General features: G+C 62.9%; 22 protein-coding genes, 1 tRNA gene and 1 pseudogene. 13 read left to right on the top strand and 11 right to left on the bottom strand.

Features of this window, described 5'->3' with window-relative positions; translation table 11 throughout:
- Positions 1-81: 81 nt before the first annotated feature.
- The gene (gene psbA, locus GLL_RS08835) at positions 82-1,164 is read right to left on the bottom strand and encodes a photosystem II q(b) protein (RefSeq protein WP_011141705.1); all 1,083 of its coding nucleotides are present in this window, start codon (positions 1,162-1,164) and stop codon (positions 82-84) included.
- 428 nt (positions 1,165-1,592) lie between these two features.
- Entirely contained in the window at positions 1,593-2,372 is a 780-nt protein-coding gene (locus tag GLL_RS08830) for a hypothetical protein (RefSeq protein WP_164928834.1), read from the bottom strand.
- A 302-nt stretch (positions 2,373-2,674) separates the two neighbouring features.
- On the opposite strand from GLL_RS08830, the gene GLL_RS08825 reads away from it, so the two are divergent.
- The 3 genes from GLL_RS08825 (at position 2,675) to GLL_RS08815 (ending at position 6,943) form a co-directional block, all read left to right on the top strand.
- Positions 2,675-3,694 carry a hypothetical protein gene (locus GLL_RS08825; protein WP_164928833.1) on the top strand — a complete coding sequence of 340 codons (1,020 nt, stop codon included), beginning with the start codon at positions 2,675-2,677 and terminating at the stop codon, positions 3,692-3,694.
- A 103-nt stretch (positions 3,695-3,797) separates the two neighbouring features.
- A complete protein-coding gene (locus tag GLL_RS08820; RefSeq protein WP_011141702.1) occupies positions 3,798-5,990 on the top strand; it encodes a S9 family peptidase in 2,193 nt (730 codons plus the stop codon).
- Positions 5,991-6,238: 248 nt separating this feature from the next.
- Positions 6,239-6,943 (top strand): glutathione S-transferase N-terminal domain-containing protein, encoded by a 705-nt coding sequence (locus GLL_RS08815; RefSeq protein ID WP_011141701.1) that lies wholly within the window; start codon positions 6,239-6,241, stop codon positions 6,941-6,943.
- Here GLL_RS08815 and GLL_RS08810 read toward each other — a convergent pair whose 3' ends face one another.
- Positions 6,944-7,474: a Uma2 family endonuclease gene (locus tag GLL_RS08810; protein ID WP_164928832.1), complete on the bottom strand. Its 531-nt coding sequence runs from the start codon at positions 7,472-7,474 to the stop codon at positions 6,944-6,946.
- A 240-nt stretch (positions 7,475-7,714) separates the two neighbouring features.
- Here GLL_RS08810 and GLL_RS08805 point away from each other — a divergent pair, with 240 nt between their 5' ends.
- Entirely contained in the window at positions 7,715-8,761 is a 1,047-nt protein-coding gene (locus tag GLL_RS08805) for a glutathione S-transferase family protein (RefSeq protein ID WP_011141699.1), read from the top strand.
- Positions 8,762-8,858: 97 nt separating this feature from the next.
- Here GLL_RS08805 and GLL_RS08800 read toward each other — a convergent pair whose 3' ends face one another.
- Together GLL_RS08800 and GLL_RS08795 are read right to left on the bottom strand one after the other, a co-directional pair.
- Positions 8,859-9,563: a protein-L-isoaspartate(D-aspartate) O-methyltransferase gene (locus tag GLL_RS08800; RefSeq protein ID WP_011141698.1), complete on the bottom strand. Its 705-nt coding sequence runs from the start codon at positions 9,561-9,563 to the stop codon at positions 8,859-8,861.
- Positions 9,564-9,663: 100 nt separating this feature from the next.
- A complete protein-coding gene (locus GLL_RS08795; protein WP_164928831.1) occupies positions 9,664-9,963 on the bottom strand; it encodes a potassium channel family protein in 300 nt (99 codons plus the stop codon).
- 314 nt (positions 9,964-10,277) lie between these two features.
- On the opposite strand from GLL_RS08795, the gene GLL_RS08790 reads away from it, so the two are divergent.
- The 3 genes from GLL_RS08790 to GLL_RS23670 all read left to right on the top strand — a co-directional run bounded on the left by GLL_RS08790 (position 10,278) and on the right by GLL_RS23670 (position 11,319).
- Positions 10,278-10,535, top strand: a complete 258-nt coding sequence (locus GLL_RS08790) for a CopG family transcriptional regulator (RefSeq protein ID WP_197530146.1) — start codon at positions 10,278-10,280, stop codon at positions 10,533-10,535.
- Positions 10,525-10,965 (top strand): PIN domain-containing protein, encoded by a 441-nt coding sequence (locus GLL_RS08785; RefSeq protein ID WP_011141695.1) that lies wholly within the window; start codon positions 10,525-10,527, stop codon positions 10,963-10,965. The genes GLL_RS08790 and GLL_RS08785 overlap by 11 nt, the downstream gene beginning before the upstream one ends.
- Positions 10,966-11,037: 72 nt before the next feature.
- On the top strand, positions 11,038-11,319 hold the full coding sequence (locus GLL_RS23670; RefSeq protein ID WP_011141694.1) for a DUF7219 family protein: 282 nt from the start codon (positions 11,038-11,040) through the stop codon (positions 11,317-11,319).
- Between the two features lie 75 nt (positions 11,320-11,394).
- Here the strand turns inward: GLL_RS23670 and GLL_RS22890 are convergent.
- Positions 11,395-12,261, bottom strand: a pseudogene (locus GLL_RS22890) (metal ABC transporter solute-binding protein, Zn/Mn family); the annotation flags it as partial.
- Positions 12,262-12,333: 72 nt separating this feature from the next.
- On the opposite strand from GLL_RS22890, the gene GLL_RS08775 reads away from it, so the two are divergent.
- Entirely contained in the window at positions 12,334-13,182 is an 849-nt protein-coding gene (locus GLL_RS08775; RefSeq protein WP_011141692.1) for a metal ABC transporter permease, read from the top strand.
- A 150-nt stretch (positions 13,183-13,332) separates the two neighbouring features.
- Positions 13,333-14,979, top strand: coding sequence for a glucose-6-phosphate isomerase (pgi, locus tag GLL_RS08770; RefSeq protein ID WP_011141691.1), 1,647 nt, complete (start codon positions 13,333-13,335; stop codon positions 14,977-14,979).
- 7 nt (positions 14,980-14,986) lie between these two features.
- Here pgi and GLL_RS08765 read toward each other — a convergent pair whose 3' ends face one another.
- The 3 genes from GLL_RS08765 to GLL_RS08755 all read right to left on the bottom strand — a co-directional run bounded on the left by GLL_RS08765 (position 14,987) and on the right by GLL_RS08755 (position 17,018).
- A complete protein-coding gene (locus tag GLL_RS08765; protein WP_011141690.1) occupies positions 14,987-15,307 on the bottom strand; it encodes a type II toxin-antitoxin system RelE/ParE family toxin in 321 nt (106 codons plus the stop codon).
- Positions 15,304-15,522, bottom strand: coding sequence for an addiction module protein (locus GLL_RS08760; protein ID WP_011141689.1), 219 nt, complete (start codon positions 15,520-15,522; stop codon positions 15,304-15,306). Before GLL_RS08760 ends, GLL_RS08765 begins: the two co-directional genes overlap by 4 nt.
- A gap of 500 nt (positions 15,523-16,022) precedes the next feature.
- Entirely contained in the window at positions 16,023-17,018 is a 996-nt protein-coding gene (locus tag GLL_RS08755) for an alpha/beta hydrolase family protein (protein WP_011141688.1), read from the bottom strand.
- A 128-nt stretch (positions 17,019-17,146) separates the two neighbouring features.
- Between GLL_RS08755 and rpiB the strand changes: the two genes are divergently transcribed.
- Positions 17,147-17,611: a ribose 5-phosphate isomerase B gene (rpiB, locus tag GLL_RS08750; RefSeq protein WP_011141687.1), complete on the top strand. Its 465-nt coding sequence runs from the start codon at positions 17,147-17,149 to the stop codon at positions 17,609-17,611.
- A gap of 65 nt (positions 17,612-17,676) precedes the next feature.
- Positions 17,677-17,750, top strand: a tRNA-Arg gene (locus GLL_RS08745).
- Positions 17,751-17,814: 64 nt separating this feature from the next.
- On the opposite strand, the gene GLL_RS08740 is transcribed toward GLL_RS08745, so the two are convergent.
- Positions 17,815-18,279 (bottom strand): Spy/CpxP family protein refolding chaperone, encoded by a 465-nt coding sequence (locus GLL_RS08740; protein ID WP_011141686.1) that lies wholly within the window; start codon positions 18,277-18,279, stop codon positions 17,815-17,817.
- Between the two features lie 109 nt (positions 18,280-18,388).
- On the opposite strand from GLL_RS08740, the gene GLL_RS08735 reads away from it, so the two are divergent.
- Positions 18,389-19,750 (top strand): sensor histidine kinase, encoded by a 1,362-nt coding sequence (locus tag GLL_RS08735; protein ID WP_011141685.1) that lies wholly within the window; start codon positions 18,389-18,391, stop codon positions 19,748-19,750.
- Positions 19,751-19,790: 40 nt separating this feature from the next.
- Entirely contained in the window at positions 19,791-21,056 is a 1,266-nt protein-coding gene (locus GLL_RS08730) for an HD domain-containing protein (RefSeq protein ID WP_164928828.1), read from the top strand.
- Here the strand turns inward: GLL_RS08730 and GLL_RS08725 are convergent.
- On the bottom strand, positions 21,053-21,463 hold the full coding sequence (locus GLL_RS08725; RefSeq protein ID WP_011141683.1) for a response regulator: 411 nt from the start codon (positions 21,461-21,463) through the stop codon (positions 21,053-21,055). The genes GLL_RS08730 and GLL_RS08725 overlap by 4 nt on opposite strands.
- Positions 21,464-21,469 lie beyond the last annotated feature (6 nt).

Raw genomic sequence — 21,469 nt, 5'->3', positions numbered from 1 at the left:
GGTTGTCTCGCAAAGCGCTCCCGACTTGAGCGGCACCGACATTTGAGGATGCCGGTGCCGCTCAAGTTTAAGCGAGGAGGTTCAGCCGTCGCCCAGGGCTGCAGCGAAGGCCACTGGAGCAGACTCCGTCCCGGCCAGATCCAGGGGGAAGTTATGGGCGTTGCGCTCGTGCATCACTTCGATGCCCAGATTGGCGCGGTTGACGATGTCCGCCCAGGTGTAGATGGTCCGTCCCTGGTTGTCGGTAATTGAGGCGTTGAAGTTGAAGCCGTTGAGATTGAAACCCATGACGCAGATGCCCAGGGAAGTCAGCCAGATGCCAATCACCGGCCAGGCCGCCAGGAAAAAGTGCAGCGAGCGGCTGTTGGTGAAACTGGCGTACTGAAAAATCAAGCGGCCGAAGTAACCGTGGGCGGCGACGATGTTGTAGGTTTCTTCTTCCTGTCCGAACTTGTAGCCGTAGTTCTGGGACTCTTCGTAGGAAGTCGCTTTGATCAGCGATGAAGTCACCAGACTGCCGTGCATGGCGGCGAACAGGGAGCCGCCGAATACCCCGGCCACCCCGAACATGTGCAGCGGGTGATTGAGAATGTTGTGCTCGGCCTGGAAGATGAACATGAAATTGAACGTGCCGGAGATGCCCAAGGACATCCCGTCGCTAAACGATCCTTGGCCCATTGGGTAGATCAAGAACACGGCGGTGGCGGCGGCCACTGGGGCCGAGTAAGCGACACAGATCCAGGGGCGCAGTCCCAGCCGATAGGAAAATTCCCACTCCCGGCCCAGGTAGGCGAAAATGCCGATCAAAAAATGAAACACAACCAACTGGTAGGGGCCGCCGTTGTAGAGCCACTCGTCCATGCTGGCCGCTTCCCAGATGGGATAAAAATGCAGGCCGATGGCGTTGGAGGACGGGATCACCGCGCCGGTGATGATGTTGTTGCCGTACAGCAGCGAACCGGAAATCGGCTCGCGGATGCCGTCCATGTCGACGGGTGGGGCGGCGATAAAGGCGACGACGAAGCAGATCGTCGCAGAAAGCAACGTCGGGACCATGAGTACACCGAACCAGCCGATGTAAAAGCGGTTGTCGGTGGAGGTAATCCAGTTGGCGAACTGCTCCCAGGGATTGCCCAGGGAGCGGCGGCGCAATATGGTTGCCATTGTATCGAACCCTGTGAGAAAAGTGCTTTGCAGTGCTTTCTAAAGCTACATGGGTTCGCTCGGCGCGCATCTATCTTTTGGTAGATTGGAATGGGTGGATTCTGTCTTAAGCGGTTAGAAAATTGTCAAGTTAATGGCCTGGTACCTGGCGGTTGGTGTTGCACGCGAGTCTGTGGAGCGAGAGGCGGAACCCCCTTCGGGTTCCCCTCTCGCGCTCTCCAACCTCCCCGCCTCGCGGGGCTGCCGGCCCCCCGACACCCCCCGAACTTAGCGACACGGTTGGGAACGGGGCTTGGCAGGTTGGATGGGCTTACTCTTCCAGGGCCTGCACGACGCGTGTCGACTGCGGCGGAGGGGCCGGCTTGTCGCTAGGCCGAGAAAGATGGTCGGAAACCTGGTTAAGGAGCGATTTTATTCTGACGCCTACCCTAAGCAATCCCCAGAGTCTGACGCACCTGAAGGACCAACCGGTCGAACAGTTGCCTGAGTTGGCGGCTGCGTTTTTGGGTCACCGCACGGTAGAAGCCGCGCGCAAGCCAGTAGGCACCCAGGGCCGAGAGGGCCGTGGCGGCGAGGGCGATGGCCGCCGAGTGGGTCAGCAGCAAAGTGAGGGGAAAGATTAGAAAAATCGGTAGCGTCATCATTCCAGTGAGCAGGCCCACCGCCGCGTTGCCCAGTTGTTCCTCGACGCGCACGACGGTTGCCCCTCCCAGTGAGTAGACGCGCACGCCAATTTCGCGCATGCTCGCCTGGGACGAGCGCCAGGTGAGCGAACGGGTAATCGGGGACTGCTTGCCCGTCTGCAGCGAGACTCCCCCCCAGTTAAAGAGCCGCCACTCGAAGCGCCAGGGCCGGTCGATTGACCGTGGGCCTTCGAGGTGGCCGGGATCGGCGAAGGCGCTGCGGATTTCCTCAAGGAGCGGGTCGAAGTCGTCGCCCACCAGAATGCCTGCGATCGACTGCTCGAAGGCAAGGGCGGACGGCCCCCCGAGCGGCGAAGCGGGAGCGTCCCGCCCACCTCCGGCGGCCAGTTCTGAGGCGGCCTGGCGTACGAAACTCGGATCGATGCCCGCCTCGCGGGCGATCTGCTCGATCTCGCCCAGGCTGAGGTGGGAGTCGGACGAGCCGGACTGCTGCTGCAGTTGGACGGCGCGCTTGAGGATGGCCGCCAGTTGCTCTTCGTCGTAGTGTCTGCCAGAGTTGTCCACGGCCACGGGCCACCTGTCGGCTGCGCCAGGGCTCCCCCGCAGGAACCCCAGGGCTTTATCACTATTCTATTTTCCCGAGCGGCCCGACTAGGCGCCTTGGGAGGAAGCCGACGATTTGCCTCCTCGATCCCAAACAAAATGGGATCTTGGGCCCAATGGGGGGGTCACGGCTGCCAAAATTGAAATAAATAGATAGAATCTCCCCAGAATAGGTGAGACGGGCAGTGTTCCGAAACCCCTTGCTTGTAGCCCTGAACCTGCTGTGCTGCTGTACTGCGCCCCTGTCGGCGCAGGAGTTGTGGTTGAACCCGCTCACCGTGCAGCCGCTGTTTACCTGGCCGTCCCTGGCTACGCGCCCGGACACGCCCTTGGAGGCCTTCAAGCTCGGCGAGGTCGAGAGCCTGCGCGTCAGCGCCGTCGAAGGCACTTCCGTGCGCGGCCTGGCGGCCTTTGAGCTGGGTCTGAGCCGGACGGCCGTGGTGGATCGGGGCGACCCGCGGGGGCAGCTTGGGGCCGACCGTCCGGATCTCTCGGCGCTGTCGGGAGAAAACCGGTTTTACCTCGATCCGAACCTGCAGTGGCTGCTTGGTGCCCGCGAGTTCGGTGCGGCGGGGGGGCCGCCCACCCAGGGCGCCACCAACCGCCTGGAGTGGCAACCGCTCGACAATGTGCAGCTGAGCACCCAACTGGAGCGCCAGAGTGCCGATCCCTACTCGCGGCTGCGCTTCGCGACACGGCTGCAGTACATGACGCTGCTGGGCGCGCTCAGCTACGACTGGCAGAATCAAGCGGACGGCCCCAACTGGTACGACCGCTTTCGCTTTCAATCGGGCGAGTGGACCCTGGGGCCGCTCAGCTTCAGCCTGGATGGGCAGCTAGAACGCTTCGGCGTCACGCAGCAGGCCAACAGCGAGCGCGAGGCCCTCGCGGGCAACATCCGCATCCTGATTGGCGCCACCGAAATTCGGTTTCGCTACCAGACGGGGGGAGAGGATGCCACCACCGCCCGCCTGCTTTTTCCGCTGTTCGATCGCACCGCCCTCGACATGAGTTATGACGGTCGCCAACCGAGCAACGGCCTGTTCAACCAGCGCCTGGGCCTCGACGTCAAATTTCAGCCCGTCGCCGAACTGCAGTTGGCCACCGGCTTCGAGCTGCGCGAGGGAATGGCCTGGGACACCGGCCGCTACGGCGCGACCCACCAACGCCTGCACCTGGGGGTGCAATTGCCGCGCATCGAATTTCATTACTGGTACAACCTGCCTCTGGCCGGACAAACCGGCGGGGACACCTTTTCGATCAAAATCAACAGTGAACTTTGAGCGGCGATTTGCAGCGGGCGATGATTTTCGGTGCGGCCTGGAACCACGGGACAAATTTTACAGTCCGACTTCCTGATCCACACTCCACCGAAGGCGACTGCCCATGGGATTGAAATGTCTTTGCCGGCGTGCCGTCCTGGCTGCCGCCCTTTTTGTCTGCTGCGCCGGTTTTGCCGTTCCCTTGCCGGGGATTGCCGCCGAGTCCAAACGGCCGATCACCGAAAAAGATTTGCTCAAATTCAACTGGGTCGCCGACCCGCGCCTATCGCCCGACGGCGCGCGCGTCGTCTATGTGCGGGTGAGCGTCGACGAGAAAAAGGACACTTACACCACTTCCCTCTGGCAGGTTGCGACCGCCACCGGCGAGGCGCGCCCGCTCAGCACGGGTGCGCGCGACAGCAGCCCGCGCTGGTCGCCGGACGGCAAGACCCTCGCTTTTTTGCGCTCGGCGGAAAAAGACGGCAAATCCGAGCCGCCCCAGATTCATCTGTTGTCCCTGGACGGGGGCGAAGCGCGGGCTTTGACCGACCTGCCCAAGGGGGCCGGGGGGATCTCCTGGTCCCCGGACAGCCGACGCATCGCCTTTACTTCCTCCACCAAGAACGAAGACATTGCCGAGAAGCAGAAAAAAAACGAAGACGACAAGCCCAAAAAAAGCGATGTGCGCGTCATCAAGCGGGCCATCTACCGCTTCAACGGCGCCGGCTACCTGGAGGAGGACCGGCCCGGACATATCTGGATAGTCGACCTGCCCACCGACCCGGCGGCTCCGCCCCCGGCGGCAAAACAGATCACCAAAGGCGAATTCGAGGAAGATGCCCCTGCCTGGTCGCCGGACGGCACGCGGCTGTATTTCACCTCCGACCGGACGCGCGAAGCTTACTATGAGCCTGTAGACACCGATATTTACACTGTCTCCGCAGGTGGCGGGGAGATCAGCCGGGTTGTCAACATCGACGGACCGATCGGCACCTTCGCCCTGAGCCCCGACGGCCGACGGATCGCCTTTGTCGGGTTTGTCAATGCCAAACCCGAGTATTCCTACACCCAACCGGATCTGTTCGTGGCCGATCTCAGTCCGGGAGCGGCTCCCAAAAATTTGACGGCGGATTATGACTTCGACGCCGGGGACGGCATCGGGGGCGATCAGCGCGCCCCTCGGGCTGCTGCGGACTACCGGCCTGTCTGGAGCGGCGACGGCCGCTCGATTGTGATCGCGACCGCCGAGCGGGGCCGTGCCAACCTCAAGCGCTTCGACGCCGCGGACGGCCGCGCGAGTGACGTTACCACCGGCGATCACGAAATCGCCGAGTACACCGCCACCCCCGACGGCAGCCGCTTTGCCGGGGTAATCTCCCGGCCCACCGAAGTGGGGGACATCTATCTGCTCTCTTTGGGCGCATCGCCGCGACGGCTTACCCGTGGAAATGCCCCGCTGTTCGACACGCTCCAGACCAGCGCGCCGGAGGAGATTAACTATCCGAGCTTCGACGGCCAGACCATCCAGGGCTGGCTGTTCAAGCCGCCGGGATTCGAGGCGGGCAAAAAATATCCGCTCATCCTCAACATTCACGGCGGTCCCCACATCGCCTGGGGGTACACGTTCTTCCACGAAGTCCAGTGGATGGCCGCCAAGGGCTACGTGGTGCTCTACACCAACCCGCGCGGCTCCACCGGCTACGGCCAAAAGTTCGGCAACAGCATCCAGTTCAACTATCCCGGCGACGATGCCAAAGATCTGATGGCTGGGGTGGACTATCTGCTGGCGCGCGGCTATGTCGATGCGAACCGGTTGGGGGTGACCGGCGGCAGCGGCGGCGGGGTGCTCACCAACTGGCTGGTGGGACACACCGATCGCTTCAAAGCGGCGGTATCCCAGCGCTCGATCGCCGACTGGACGAGCTGGTGGTACACCGCCGACTTCACCCTCTTTACGCCGACCTGGTTTCGGGGAGCCCCCTGGCGGGAGGAGGCCGATTTCAAGGCCCGCTCGCCTATGACTTACGTCGAAAAGATCAAGACACCCCTGATGCTCATCGAAGGGGAGGCGGACCTGCGCACCCCGCCCGGGGCCGGCGGCGAACAACTGTTTCGGGCGCTCAAATACCTGAAGCGGCCGGTGGTGATGGTGCAATTTCCGGGCGAGAACCACGATCTGTCGCGCACGGGCAAGCCCTCGTACCGCATCGAGCGGCTGCAGCACATCGTGGGCTGGTTCGACAAATATTTGCAGGGTGTCCCCAAACCCGAGTACGACTTGCCTGCGGCCGGACCGGTGCGGCAGGAGGCCCCTTAGGACAGGTTTTAGTCAGCGCGCCTTGCCGCCTGGTACTCTCACTTCACCGGCGCCGGGGCCACTTCGTAAACATCTCGGTCCGCGCCGAGGCGACCAGGTAGAGCACCAGTCCAGCCATGCAGGCCAGGAACACCAGCCATTCGCGGTTCATCGGCCGCCCCTCACGATAAATTACCCTCCGCCCAAAAGGTCACCCAAGCCAAGGCTAGACTCGATTATGAGCAACGGACCGTTTCGGGGGCAAGCGCATGATCGACCTGTACTACTGGCCGACGCCCAACGGGCACAAGATCACCATTTTTCTGGAGGAAGCGGGCCTGGAGTACCGGATTGTGCCGGTGAATATCGGCACCGGGGACCAATTCAAGCCCGCATTTTTGCAGATTGCACCCAACAACCGCATGCCCGCCATCGTCGACAGCGCACCCGGCGAGGGCGGCGAAGCGGTTTCGGTGTTTGAGTCGGGGGCGATTTTGCTCTACCTGGCCGAGAAGACCGGCCAATTTTTGCCCGCCGACCTGCGCGGGCGCAAGACGGCCCTGGAGTGGCTGTTCTGGCAGATGGGCGGGCTCGGGCCAATGGCGGGGCAGAACCACCACTTCGGGGTCTACGCTCCTGAAAAGATTCCCTACGCCATCGAGCGCTACGTCAAAGAAACCAACCGCCTCTACGGCGTCCTCGACCGGCACCTTGCCGGGCGTGACTTTCTGGCGGGCGACTATTCGATTGCCGACATGGCCTGCTATCCCTGGATCGTGCCCTACGAGCGCCAGCAACAAAATCTCGAAGACTTTGCCGACCTCAAGCGCTGGTTCGCCCGCATTGGTGAGCGCCCCGCGGTGATGCGCGCCTACGAAAAGGGCAAAGCGCTTGCCACTCAACCCACCGTTACCGAGGAAAGCCGCAAAATCCTCTTCGGCCAGAGCGCAACCAGCGTCGCGCCACAAACTTGATTAGAGGGCAGCGAGCTGCATTTCCCAGCCGGGGAGCACCTCCGGCAGGCTCAGCACCTGGCCGAAGCCTAGGGTGATCACCTGGCCCTTGCGAAAAACGCTAATCGTGGCCCCCCAGTTCTCGACCAGCAGACCCACCTGGGCACCCCGCTCCAGCCAGCGCAGAATCTGCCTCTCGAGCAGTTCGCGTTGGCCGGGGGCGGTGGCGACCCGGACCACCAGATCCGGCACCCGCGCAAAGACGCGGTAGGGCCGGCTGCGCGGGCGCTCACGGGCAAAAAACGCCAGATCCGGCACCTGCAAATCGCTCGCGCCCAGTTTACGCAACGCCTCCGAACCGAGCACCAGCCCCAATCCCATGGGCTCGACCCAGTTGAGCAGCTTCTGCTGCAACCGGGAGATCACCTTGAGGGCTGCGCCCTGCGCGTCAGCCGCCTGTGGATCGGCTTGCTCGTCCAGTTCAGGATGCTCCTTGGAGCTGCCGTTCGGGAGGTCGTCTTCGTAATCCGCCGCCGTTGGGGAGGGAGTCATCGCCGCCGCCTTCGCTGTTTGCCGGGGGAAAAGCTGTACTTCATCATGACGACTTGCAGATCTGGATACATCTACCTCTAGACGGGAGTTGGCGACTTTATGCCGGCACGTTCTACCCGCCGCCGGACAGGCATGCTCCAGTTTTTGCAAGAGCATGCCTGTCCGGCGGCAGCCCCATGCTTTCCAACTGCCAACCGGTCCGCCGAATGGCTTAAATGGCATTAAGCGCTGGTTGCCCCTATGACCCGATCATCTGCAGCTGCAAAGCGCCCCTCCGGGGGACTGCCGCCCGGTCTGCTCATCCGCCTGGGCCGTTTAGTCTGGACGACGCTCTGGCGCGCGATGATGGCACGCCTCGCTCCCAGCGACCGGACAGGGGCATACGTGCGACCGGCCGGCCAGTTTCGCGGGGTCATCGGTGCGCACGGCCCCTACCCGCCGGAGGCGGGGCGCTACCGGCTCTACGTCGGCCTGGGCTGCCCCTGGGCGCACCGCACCCTGGTGGTGCGCGCCCTCAAAGGGCTGGAGGAAGCGATTGGCGTTTCGGTGGTCCAGCCGTCTCCAGAGGCGGGCGGCTGGGTGCTGGAGCGACCGGAGGAGGGCTGCCGTTCGCTCGCACAACTGTACGCCCTGGCCCGGCCGGGCTACACCGGCCGGGCGACGGTGCCGGTGCTTTGGGATACGCGCACCCGCGCAATCGTCAACAACGAAAGCGCCGAGATTATTGTCATACTCGACGGCGAATTCAATGAGTTTGCCCGCCGCCCGGATCTTGAGCTCTATCCGGCCGAACTGCGCGAAACTATCGACCGCTGGAACGAAAAGACCTATCACTCGGTCAACAACGGCGTCTACCGCTGCGGCTTCGCCCAGACCCAGGAAGCTTACGACCGGGCGATCGAGGAGTTGTTCACCGCCCTCGACACCCTCGACGCGGCCCTGGAGACCCGGCGCTATCTGTGCGGCGAACGGGTCACCCTGGCGGATGTGCGGTTGTTTACGACGCTGTTTCGCTTCGACATCGCCTACCATGGCCTGTTCAAGTGCAACCGCCGCCGCATCCGCGACTATCGCAACCTGGGGGCATACCTGAGAGATCTCTATCAGCTTGCGGGCGTGGCGGGCACCTGCGATGCCGAGAGCGTCAAGCGCGATTACTACGGCAATCTCTTTCCCCTCAACCCCGGCGGCATCGTCCCCGCCGGTCCCGACCCGGCGAACTTGAATGAACCCCATGGCCGCGAACGGCTCGGCGCTCTCGCGGGCGGACTTGACGAAATCGCGTGACAAACCGCCGCCCTGCCGGTTTTAGACTCCTGCCCCCCCGAGCAAATTCCGGGCTGCGACGAACACGGGCTTCCCCGCTGACGGCTCATCGGTGGGGTCAATGTTCCTGAGGCTTCTCCCGGGTCAGGGGCACAAAGCGCACCGGAAATGTTTTTTGCTCGACGATGCCGCCGGGCGTTCTGGTCAGTACCGTCATCCGCTGGTCTTCCGTCTGGGTGCCCACCGGAACGATCAGCCGGCCGTTCACCGCGAGCTGATCGATGAGCGGCTGCGGGATGCGCTCCGGGGCGGCGGTGACCACGATCGCATCGAACGGGGCGTGCTGCGGCCAGCCTTGATAACCGTCCCCGCTCCTCACGCGCACACTGCGGTAGCCCAGTTCCTCCAGGGTGCGCTCCGCCCGCTTGGCCAGTTCCGGTACAATCTCGACGGTGTAAACCTCTGCCCCCATTTCGGCCAGCACGGCAGCCTGGTAACCGGAGCCTGTGCCGATTTCGAGCACCTTCGCACCCGGTGTGATGCGGGCGGCCTCGCTCATGTAGGCGACAATAAACGGCTGGGAAATCGTCTGGCTATGCCCGATGGGCAGCGGCCGGTCCTCGTAGGCAAGCCGGGTATAGGGCGGCGGGACAAAGCGGTGGCGCGGCACCTTCGCCATCGCCGCGAGCACCGCCTGCGCCTCGACGCCGCGGGGCCGCAACTGTTCGTCGACCATCCGTTGTCTCTGGAACTGGCGGTGGTCGGCTTGTTGGGCCAGATGACCCACTGGGGGCTCAAGCGGTCCGAAGGGGGGAGCGAACACCCAACCTCCAAAAATATGTCTTGTACTGCTTCGATCAAGCGCGCGAAAACGTGACTGCGCATCTACCTTTTGTGGAGGGATCGAGCCCGGGCGTCGTCGATCAATTGCGGCTGCGGATGAAACCTTCCAGTTGGTTGTGCAGACTCAGCCGGGCCAGATGCTGCCAGGCGGCCGGGGCCAACTGGGCGATAAAAGCGAGACCCAAAAGAAAATTGCAAAACGCTTCGAGGCCCACCAGCAAACGCGCCCAGCCCGTGGGCACCTGATCGCCGTAGCCGATGCGGAAGAATGTGCCGGTGCTGAAGTAGAGCAAATCGAGAAAATGCCGCTCGCGCTCGCCCGCGCGGGTAAGCACCGCCACGCGCTCCAAAAATCGGCAGACATAAAGCCGTCTTTGCAAGAGGACACGCGGGCATTCTAGCCTTTTGGCGGGTGCAGGAGTTCTTGGGCAATGCGTAGGAATGATTTTGCATGCCGCCCCCACCGGGGTAGCCGTCGAGGGCATGGGTCACCAGGCTCGGTTCGCGTCCGACCTTGCCCACACCCACGGCGCGTCGGGCAGCAAGTTTTACGGACTGCGGCGGGGGCAAGCCCGGCGACGGCTATGCTCGCCAATCGCTCTAAATCCGAAACACTGATCATCGAATGCTGTCGGTCAGAAGACCGCCTACTATAATGTATGAAATGATGTATAAACCCCGAAGAGATTCTCCGATGGGAATTAAAGTGCGCAAACAGATTTACATCGAGCCTTATCAAGAAAAGCTTCTCAAGGAAATGGCGCAGCAAAGCGGCACCAGTGAGGCCGAACTCATTCGTCAGGCCATCGATCGACATCTGCGGGGCTTTGCTTCCACGCGTCCCAGCCTCGATGCGTGGGAAAAGGAAAAAGCGTTCATTGCCGAAATTCAAAAGCGAGTTCCCTTGCCCGGGGGTCGCGATTGGAATCGCACAGACCTCCATGAACGCTAAAGTTTTTCTTGACACGAATATTTTGGTATATGTCTACGATCCTTTTGACGCTGCTAAGCAAGCGAGGTCCATCGCAATTGTCGACGGTTTGGTGCGCACGGCCCGGGCCGTTGTGAGTACCCAGGTGCTTGGGGAATTCATTGCAGCTACCACCCGGACTAGGCGGCAGTTACTCAGCGCTGAGGAAGCCATTGAACGCGTGCGGAGGTATTTGTCTACTTTTGAGGTGGTCGATGTGACGCCGTTTGTGGTCCTGGAAGCTCTGCGAGGAGTTGAAATGCACCGGTTCGAGTTTTGGGACGCCCAGATTTGGGCAGCTGCTCGCCTCAACCAAATTCCATCTGTATACAGCGAAGATTTCAACCCAAGTTCGACAATCGAGGGAGTGTTATTCACCAACCCGCTGTCTGCGGACTTCCGTCTACAATGAACCGAAGGTTTGAAGTTTAATCCATTCTTAACCTTATGCCGGTTGTACCCGCGTTGTGGAGGAACTTGGGAAATGCCAAACGAGCCGGAGGATCCCGACGGGCGCGACGCCCTCGAACGGTTTTTGCACCCGCGCAGTCGCTACTACGGTGCATTCAGTCCCGAAAGGCTGCTTTTTGACGCCAATTTGCAGGAATTTGCCCAACGGGTGGGTTATATCTGCGCGCTGGAGACCGGGGGCAACCTGAGCGCCGAGGAAGCCTACGAGCAGATCCGCTTGCTTTGGAAGCGGCTTAAGCGCACCAAGAAATTGCTGGAGCCGCCGCCTGCGCAGAACCCGCCGAAGGGTACTTAGGGCAGGAGCCAGGCTTGCTTGAGGCTTCGCAGGTTCAAAGGGAGTGTATCTACCCCCGAGGTTGGTGACAATAGTGCGGGTGTTGGCGATGAGCATTGCCTGGTAACTGTGCGCCCCGCTACCCGGCTCACCGAGACTATCGGCGTAGAGTGCCCCGCGCGCCACGCCCACCCGGCTTGCCTGGGCCACGGTAGTGACAAGTTTGGGGTTGGCGGACGATTCGACGAAGATTACCGGCACCCCGGTCGCTTGGATGCGCTTGACAATCGCCCGGATCCGCCCGGCACCCATGCTCCCCCCCTCGACAATCCCGACCACCGCCAGGCCATAGGCCCGGCCGTAGTAGCCGAGGGCGTCGTGGGTGGTAACCAGCGTGCGGCGCGCGGCCGGAATTGAGGCGATCTGCCCCCGCACCCATCCATCGAGGCGCAGCAATTCGCTACCCAGCTGCGCGGCGTTTTGCCGGTACACCCCGGCGCGCTCAGGCACCAGGGCGATAAGCCGGTCACAGATGATCTCCACCATGCGCCGGGCATGGGCCGCGTCGTGCCACAGGTGCGGATCCGACACAGTCTTACCCTCCTGTTCGATTGTCAAAGGCCACGCGAGCACCGCTTCACCCACTGCCAGCGCCGGGGGTTTTCCCGCGACGGCCAACTCTTCGATGAATGGCTCCAGGCCAAAGCCGTTGTAGAGCACCAGATCCGCCTGTTCGACGGCGCGGCGGTCGAAGGGTGTGATGGCGTGCAGGTGGGGATCGGCCCCGGCGGACAGCAAACAGGTGAGCGCCACGGTTGGCCCGGCCACCTGCCGGGTCAAATCGCACAGCACACTGTGGGTCGCGACCACCTGCAGCGGGGCTTTGCGGCCATCGGGAGCCTCTGTGCATCCCGCCGCCAACAGCCATCCCAGCGCCAGCGCCCAACGCCGGAAAGCCGCCATCGGCACCCCTCCCAATTCAAGAATGATTCTCATTCTAGATTACATGATAATCTGAGGGCTGGGCACGGGGGTGTGCGATTGCTGTCCTGGCTATGGGAGCCTTTGGAGTACGAATTTATGCGCCAGGCGCTGGTGCTCGCGGTGCTGCTCGGGATGCTCTGTCCGGTGGTGGGTAGCCTGCTTATTGTCCAGCGGCTGGCGCTATTGGGCGATGTCATCTCCCATGCGGTGCTGCCGGGGCTGGCCGCTTCGCTGCTGCTCAAAATCGATTTGTTCGTGGGGGCACTCCTTGCCGGGGCGGGGAGCATGCTGCTGGTCGCCTGGGTGCAGGAGCGCTCGCGCCTGAAGGCCGACGCGGTGCTGGGGTTAGTCTCGGCCGGTTTTTTGGCTTTGGGGACGATTGGGCTGTCGCGGGTGCGCGTGGGTGTGGATCTGGAGAGCTTGCTTTTTGGCGACATCCTGGCAGCCACAAGCGCGGATACCCTGCGCACCCTGGTGCTCGCGGCGGTCGTTCTCGCGGCAGTCGGGCTGCTTTATAAAGAACTGCTTTTTTATACCTTCGACCCGGAGGGGGCGGCGGCCTGCGGCTTGCCGGCGGGCCTTCTGGGGCGGGGGGTGCTTACGGCGGCCACCCTCGCCATCGTGGCCGGGATGCAGGCGGCAGGGGTGGTGCTGGTGGCGGCCCTGCTGGTCGGCCCGGCGGGGACAGCTTATCTGCTGGTCAATCGCCTGGGTACCATGATGCTCTTGGGGACGGTCTTTGCGGTCGCTGCCGGAGTGGTGGGCCTGTACTTGAGCTATTACCTGAGTGTTCCGTCGGGAGCGACGATTGTCGTGGTCGTCTTCGCGGGATTCTTGCTGGTACTGGCGATCGACTCTGGACGGAACTGGCTGGCGCGCCGAGGGCTGGCCAAGCGTTGAGCCCGGTCAGTGTTCCTTTGCCCCCCGGCTGGTAGGATCGGCACCAAGTGCGCACCGACCCGGTTGCAAACGGCTCTTCGCGCGCATTTAGTCTCGCGTTAACGCCCTGCGGCTATTCTCAAAACAATCTCAAGGGAGACGGCTTTTCGTATGACCTCGACATTCGCACCCACACCGCTCACCCAGCGCGCGGCCTGGCAGGCGCTTGCAGCTCATTACGAGCAAATCCGCGAGATCCATCTGCGCGCGCTTTTTGCTGAAGATCCTAGCCGCGGCGAGCGGTTTGCCCTCGAAGCGGAAGGCTTCTACCTCGATTACTCCAAAAATCGGCTCACCGACGAGACCTTGCGCCTGCTGTCGGTCTTGGCGGAGGAGTCGGACCTGCGCGGCCGCATTGAGGCGATGTTCTCAGGCGAGAAGATCAACACCACCGAGCAGCGCTCCGTGCTGCATACCGCCTTGCGCGCACCCCGGGGAGCCACGGTGATCGAGGACGGCGAGAATGTCGTGCCCGAGGTGCACGCCGTTCTCGACCGGATGGCCGAATTTGCCGACCGGGTGCGCGGCGGCGAGTGGAGAGGCTACACCGGCAGGCGTATCCGCACCGTCGTCAATATCGGCATCGGCGGCTCTTATCTCGGTCCGGACATGGCCTACGACGCGCTCAAGCACTACAGCGACCGCGACTTGAAAGTGCGCTTCGCAGCCAACGTCGATGGTTCCAACTTTGCCGAGGTGATCCACGACCTTGAACCCGACGAAACGTTGTTTATCGTCTGCTCTAAGACCTTTACGACCCTGGAGACGATGACCAACGCCCACAGCGCCCGGCAGTGGTGTCTCGCGGCTTTGGGAGACGAGCAAGCAATCGCCAAGCACTTCGTGGCCGTCTCCACCAACGCGGCCGAGGTCGAAAAGTTCGGCATCGACACCGCCCACATGTTTGGTTTTTGGGACTGGGTGGGGGGACGCTACTCGATGGATTCGGCCATCGGCCTCTCGACGATGATCGCGGTGGGGCCTGAGCATTTCCGCGCCATGCTCGCCGGTTTCCACGCGATGGACGAGCACTTTCGCACCGCCCCCTTTGAGCGCAACCTGCCGGTGCTGATGGCGCTGATTGGCCTGTGGTACAACAACTTTTTCGGCGCCCAGACACTCGCAGTGCTGCCCTACGACTACTACCTGGGCAAGCTGCCCGCCTATTTGCAGCAGCTCGACATGGAGAGCAACGGCAAGCACGTCGACATCGACGGCCAGCCGGTCACCTATCAGACCGGTCCGATCATCTGGGGCCAGCCGGGCACCGACGGGCAGCACTCGTTCTACCAACTCATCCACCAGGGCACCAAGCTCATCCCCTGCGACTTTATCGGCTTTTGCCAGACGCTCAATCCGATTGCCCCGCACCACGATCAGCTGATGGCCAACTTCTTCGCCCAGACCGAGGCGCTCGCCTTCGGCAAGACCGAAGCCGAGGTGCGCGCCGAGGGGGTGGCCGACTGGCTGTTGCCCCACCGGGTCTTCGAGGGCAACCGGCCCACCAACACGCTGCTGGCCGAGCGGCTCACCCCGGAGGTCTTGGGCAAGCTCATCGCCCTTTACGAGCACAAAGTCTTTACCCAGGGCGTCATCTGGAACCTCGATTCGTTCGATCAGTGGGGGGTGGAACTGGGCAAGGTGCTTGCCGGGCGGATCATTCCCGAGCTGGAAAGCGCCGAGGAACCCGAATTGGCCCACGACAGCTCCACCAATGCCCTGATCCGGCGCTACCGCCGAGCGAAGCGGCAAAATTAAAGCGAGATCAGCGCAAAGCGGGGATCAAGCAGGTCGCGCGAACAGGTCGCCGATCACCACAACCAAATCCGCAAAAGCTGGCGGCGAGATCGGCATCGGGTTCGATGCAGAAGTACAGCCCGTAGGGAAAACGCCGCAGCAGCGCCCGGCGCACAACATCCTGGAAAACAACGGGGAAACGGTGAGGTTGTTCGGCAATGCTCGCGACGGCTCTATCAAGAGCAATGCGGAATTGTACGCCGAGGCCGGGCATTTGCGCCTCATGCCAGTCTTCCGCTTCAATCAACTCCGAAACGGCCGCAGGCGTGAAGAGAACCGGCAGGCTCAAGAACGCCGCCGCGCCAGTTCAGAGCGCAGCTGTTCCCAGGTCAAAGCCTGAGAGCGATCATCGTGCAGAGAGACCAGACGGCGGGACAGTTCGGCTTGCTGGCTATCCGGTAACGGGATAGCCGATTCGTCAAGGCTGTCCCAAAGCTGCTCGATAAGCGCCAGTCGCTCTTGAGGCGTCAGCCGAGTAATCTCATCCTGGCTCAGTGCATCCATGGCAGCATTTTACAGAAATGTGCCCTCTGCCTCAAGTGTTTCGTGTGGTCTCTGTCCTGCCCCCTTCTTTTTCCGCGTCGTGGCCTGTTGCCCTTCTGGTAATTCCATGGCCGGGGCGTGGCGGAATCTGGCCGCAGCAGGCCGCTCGTCAACCCCCAACCCGCGCCTTCGCCGCGCTGCTCGACAAAGCTGCTCTGGCATAGTTCACCGGTACCAACGACTGGTATCGGCACGCCCTCAACCGCAAAGTCCTCCATACCGACGGCGCCAAATAGGCCCACTGAGAGCGAAGCCGCAACCGAGTGCCACACGGGTGCCAGAAAAGGCTCGGTGCCTGCGTTCCGCTCTCACCACGTTTCGTGTTTTTTGCCGTTGGGCTGGAATTTGATCATTGGCTGGGTATGCTCCAGGCAAGCCTTCGGAGATCGAGTTGGCACTTCCTTGCACGTTCGCTCCCACTGGGCCTCGTAGCCGATCATAAACGGCCCCTGAGTGCCCGCTTACTTCGCCCATAGCGAGACCAGATGCTCGTTGTCGGCAAAAATTTCGCCGCTTGCCAGATGCTCGCGGGCGGCAGCCTCGTCTTTGAGGTAGGCGTCCCAGAAGGCGAGGCTCGCGATTTGGGTGTACTGGTGAACGCTCTGGGGGTCGATTTGCATGCGGGCCATCCGCCTGGCCATTGCTCCCCCTTCGCCGCGGCGGAACATCCCTCCGAAGCGACCGCCCTTGCTGCTCTCGGCATCGCCCAGTCCTTCGAGGCTGCGATCAGAAAAACCGAAATGGCCCGCCCCCTGGATGACGATCAAGTACTTATTGCCGGGGGGCATATTGTAGTAGGCTTCGAGGCGCCACTCGGCGGACTGGCCGGTGCGGCCCTTGTCCTCGGAGCCGGTGATGCTCATCACCGGCGCTTCGATGTGCATCCAGGAGTTGGGTACCAGGCCGTTGAGGCCCGAGCCCTGGGGTGAGATGGTCAAAAAGGCCCGAAAGCGCGGGTCGCGAAAGCCCACGGTCTCGCCTGTCGGCATGACCACCGACGCCCCGGCGAGCAAAATGGCGGTATAAGCGCCAAAGGAGTGCCCCGCCGCCGCGATGCGCTCCCGGTCGATCTTGCCTGCGATCGCCGGCACCTGCAGACCGATGCGATCGAGCGAATCGAGCAAAAAAGCCATGTCCCGCACCCGATCCACCCACTGGTGCGGGTCGTCGTTGCTGCCCATCATCGCCCGCAGCCCTTCGTTTTTGAGTACGGCGGTGTCGCTGCCGTGGTGGGTGGGGTGAAAGCTCACGTAGCCGTGGCGTGCCCAGTACTGCCCCAGATAGTCATAAGAATCTTTCGAGCCGCCGGAGCCGTGGGAAAAAAGAATGAGCGGGAAAGAGCCCGCGGCGACCGGATAAAAAATCTTGAGCGGGATCTCGCGGTGGCGGCTCGCGTCCGCAAGCGGCAGCGTCTCGACGGTGCCGACTTCAAAAGATTTGCTGCCAGAGGATTGCACGCTGGGATGCTTCCGTAGAAAAGGGGAGGTGGACCCTCTAGAAATAGCATGTTCCTTTCGCCTTTTTATCTGCGGGGACCGTTGCCCAAGCCGGTACAATCGGTGTGCAGCAGTTGAGAGGACCCCGCATGAAGCTTGTGATCGGCAGTGACCACGGCGCCTACGAACTCAAAGAAGAATTGAAAACCTGGCTTGGCGAGCACGAGTACGCTTTCGAAGACGTGGGCACCTACAACGGCGAGCGCTGCGACTACCCGCTGGTAGCTCAGAGCGTCGCCGAAAAGATCCAGCGCGGCGAAGCGGATCGGGGCATCTTGCTGTGCGGCACCGGCATCGGCATCTCGATCGCCGCCAACAAATTCGACGGCATCCGCGCCGCCCTCGCCCACGATCACTACACCGCCCGCATGAGCCGCGAACACAACGACGCCAATGTGCTGGCCATGGGCGGGCGGGTGCTCGGGCCGGAGGTGGCCAAGGACGTGCTCGAAACCTGGCTGAGCACCGAATTTGGCGGCGAGCGCCACCAGCGCCGCCTCGATCAAATCCAGAGTTTCGAAGCGCCCAAGACCCCGCAAACCGTCGGCAGCTAAGACGTGCGGCCCATGGACCTCAAGCTTGTGGCTCCCAGATCTCGGGTGTTATATTGAGTTCTCGTGGGCACGTCGCCTAGTGGATATGGCACCTGACTACGGATCAGGACTAACGGGGGTTCGAATCCCTCCGTGCCCGCTAAAGAAGCACAACCCGGCCGGGGTGAGCCCCGGCCGGGTTGTGATTTAGGTACTGGGAGAACTTAGAGCGGTGCGGGGCCACCCGGTCCGCGCCGCTGCTTCTGGGCGCGCAGCTGCTCCATCTGGGCGCGCTGCTCGGGGGTGAGAATCGCCGCCACCTGCTGTTCGGTCTCGGTACGGGCCTGCTGCATCTGCGGCTTGAGGACCATCATCCGCTCGCGCACGCTCTCGATTTTGGCGGTGTCGTTCGCTTCGCGGGCGGCCTGGTACTCGCTGCGCAACTGGCGCATCTGTTCTTTGAGGGGCGCGTTCTTTTGCTTTTCGCTCGTGTAGATTTGCTCGATCTGGGTGCGCTGGTCGGAGGTGAGATTCAAGCGCTCATAGACCATCATCTTGTTGCCGTGGCCCTTGCCGGGGTAGCGCTGGGCATCGGGAGCAGGGGCGGGAGCGGGAGTCTGCTGGGCGTAGGCCGCGGGGGTGCCGAGCAGCACCAGGGCACCGAGGAGAACGCCGGCAAATTTCTGCATGGTGACTACCTTCGAAACGGTCGGTATCCACTAGGACGGCGGGCCCGGCGCCCGCGTTCAACACCGCAGAGCCAGGTTTAATAGAAAGTAATCGTCACTCGCTGCACCTGTGCCCGCCGACCGACCGCGCGCCGAGCCGCGCAATCCGATCAAGCAGACCCGCCTGCGGTTGTTGGTGAGCTATATTGCCGTCACCGCCGCGATCATGGCCCTGTTTGCCGTCGGTTTTTACACCTACGTGCGCAGCACCCTGGTCGAACGGGTCGACGATACCCTCGACCACGTCGTGGAGCTTGTCGAGCGCTCGCTGGTGGTGGTGCCCGGACCGGACGGCGAACCGGTCGTCGATGCCAACTACGTCTTCGCGGGGGGCGACGACGACCCGACCGTCGAGATGGACTTGATTTATCTGGAGTGGTTCGATAGGCGCGGCCAGGTGGTGCGCTCGACAGCCGTCTTTCCGCGGCCGGTGCCGCTGGTGCGCGGTTCGCTGCACGCGACGGTCGAAGTGAGCCCGGATCACAAGCTTCGGCAGGTGACGGTGCCGATGCGCCGTGCGGGCCACCTGCTGGGCTACCTGCGCGTCTCGCACCAGTGGTTCGAAGTCGACAGACCCAGCCGGCAGCTTTTTATCGAACTGAGCGCGGGCGTCGTGCTCACCATGGTGATGATTGGCTTGGGCGGCTGGTTTCTGACGGAACTCGCCCTCAGACCGGTGCGCGAGTCCTACGACCGGCTCAAACAGTTCACCGCCGATGCGAGCCACGAGCTGCGCACGCCGCTAGCCGCGCTGCAGACCAACGTGCAGGTGGCCCTCGCCGACCCGCAGCCGAGTGTGGATGAGTACCGCAGGAGCCTGGAAGTGACCGAGCGGCTCACCCGCCGCCTGGGGCGGCTGGTGGCGGATTTGTTGTTCCTGGCGCGCAACGAAGGTCTGCAGAGCGCCGAGGGCCGGATCTGCTGCAACCTCACCGAGATCCTCCAACAGGTCGTCGAGGAGCAGACTCCCCTCGCCCAGGCTGCGGATCTTGCGGTGCAGCTCAAAAGCGGCGGGCCGCTCACCGTCACCGCCAACCCCGACCAGATGCATCAACTGTTTACCAATTTGCTGAGCAACGCCATTCGCTACACCCCCGCCGGGGGGCGGGTATGCCTCGGTACTGCGCGCGACGGCCGCGACGCGCTGGTGGAAGTGAGCGACACCGGCATCGGCATCGCCCCGGAGCACCTGGAACGGATATTCGAGCGCTTCTGGCGGGTCGATTCGGCCCGCACCCGCCAGGCGGGCGGCAGTGGCCTGGGCCTGGCTATCGCGAGGACGATCGTCGAAAACCACCGGGGGGAGATTCACGCCCTGAGCGAACCCGGCCGGGGTACCACCCTGCGGGTGCGCCTGCCCGGGCGTCCCGACGGGCAGGAACGGCGCCCAGCCTCCGAAAACACCCCCGGCGCGCTTCCCTTGGAGGGCTGAGTCGCGCCATACTGTGGACGGGCGTTCCGGCCGCTTTTCGATGAATCTTTTCACCCGCAAATCGCGCACCTACCACGACCCGATCCACGGGGCGATCAGCCTCTCGGGCAGCGACCCGGCGGAAGCTTTGCTCATCGGGCTCATCGACGCGCCCGAATTTCAGCGCCTGCGCCGCATCCGCCAGCTCGACGTGGCCGCCCTCACCTTTCACGGCGCCGAAGGGTCGCGCTTTACCCATTCGCTGGGCGTGCTCGCCATCGCCCGTCGGGTCTTCGACCGGCTCGCCCCCCGCTACCCGATGCTCGCCCCCTTTCGGGCGGTGGCCTTGTGCGGGGCGCTGTTGCACGACATCGGCCACGGTCCCTACAGCCACGCGAGCGAGCACATCTTCGACTACGACCACGAGCGCTGGACCCGGCGCATCCTCAGCGGCTCCACCCACATCGCCCGATTGCTGGAGGCCTTCGACCCGCAACTGCCGTCCCAGTTGTGCGCCGTGCTGGATAAGACCCATCCGGTGGCCGCCCTCACCCAACTGGTCTCGGGCCAGCTCGACTGCGACCGCCTCGACTACCTGCTGCGCGACAGCTACTTTACCGGCGCACGCTACGGCCAGCTCGACCTCGACCGAATCATCCACGCCCTCGACTACGACCCGCCCACCCAGTCGCTGGTCTTGAGCGGCCGCAAGCAGATGGTGGCGATCGAGCACTACCTGGTGGTGCGCCACTTTATGTACTCCCAGGTCTACCACCACCCCAAGAACATGGCGGCGCGCTTCATTCTGCAGCAAGCGCTCGCCCTTGCCGCCCACTACGCCCGACGCGGCGAACTCGAAGTCGATGAGGACATGAAAGCCTGGCTGGTGCAGGAGGTGGATCGGCTGGCGCTCCCGACGTACCTGGCCTGCGACGACACGGTACTGGGCTACCATCTGCACCGCTGGCGCACCCACCCCGACCCGATTCTGGGAGACCTCTGTCGACGGTTTCTCGACCGCGATCTTTTTAAAACCGTCGAGGTGACCGCCCTGGGCGAGCTGCACCGCCAGTTCGTGCTCAACCGCCTGCGCGCCGCCGTTGCCGCAACTGGGCGCCCTCCCGAGCACTACTGCGCCCTGCAGGACACCCAGGCCAAGGGCTATACCCTTTACGAGCAGGGGATTTTTCTGCGCGATGGCGCCCAGTTGCGCGAACTGGCGGACGCTTCGCTGTTGGTGCGCTCGCTCATCCAGCCGGAGATACGCCTGTGGCTGGTCTACCCGCGCGAGGTGCAATCTGAAGTGCAAAAACTGATGGGCAGCTAACTGTCAAGCAAAGCCGGGTGCCCGCCGTCCAACTGGGAGCGCGCGAGCCAATCTGCGGTCACCTGTTCGATTTCGACAATGTCGATGGGCTTGCTCAGATAGTCGTCACAGCCGGCGAGGAGAGCCTTTTCGCGATCGCCCTGCATGGCGTGGGCGGTGAGAGCGATGATCGGGATGTGGCGGGTGGCATCCTGGGCTTTGAGGACGCGCGTGGCTTCCCAACCGTCGACAATCGGCAGCGACAGGTCCATCAAGACCAGGTCTGGCAACTTGCTGGTCACCAGATCGATCGCCTCAGCACCGTTCTGGGCGACACTCACCATATACCCACTGCTTTCCAAAATGCTCTGGATCAGCAGGAGATTGTCGGCGACATCCTCGGCTACCAGGATATGCTTTTGGTCCATACTGGC

The sequence above is a fragment of the Gloeobacter violaceus PCC 7421 genome (assembly GCF_000011385.1).
GTDB lineage: Bacteria > Cyanobacteriota > Cyanobacteriia > Gloeobacterales > Gloeobacteraceae > Gloeobacter > Gloeobacter violaceus.
The sequence above is the reverse complement of the archived record's forward strand: the minus strand, read 5'-3'. Positions and strand labels throughout refer to the sequence as shown.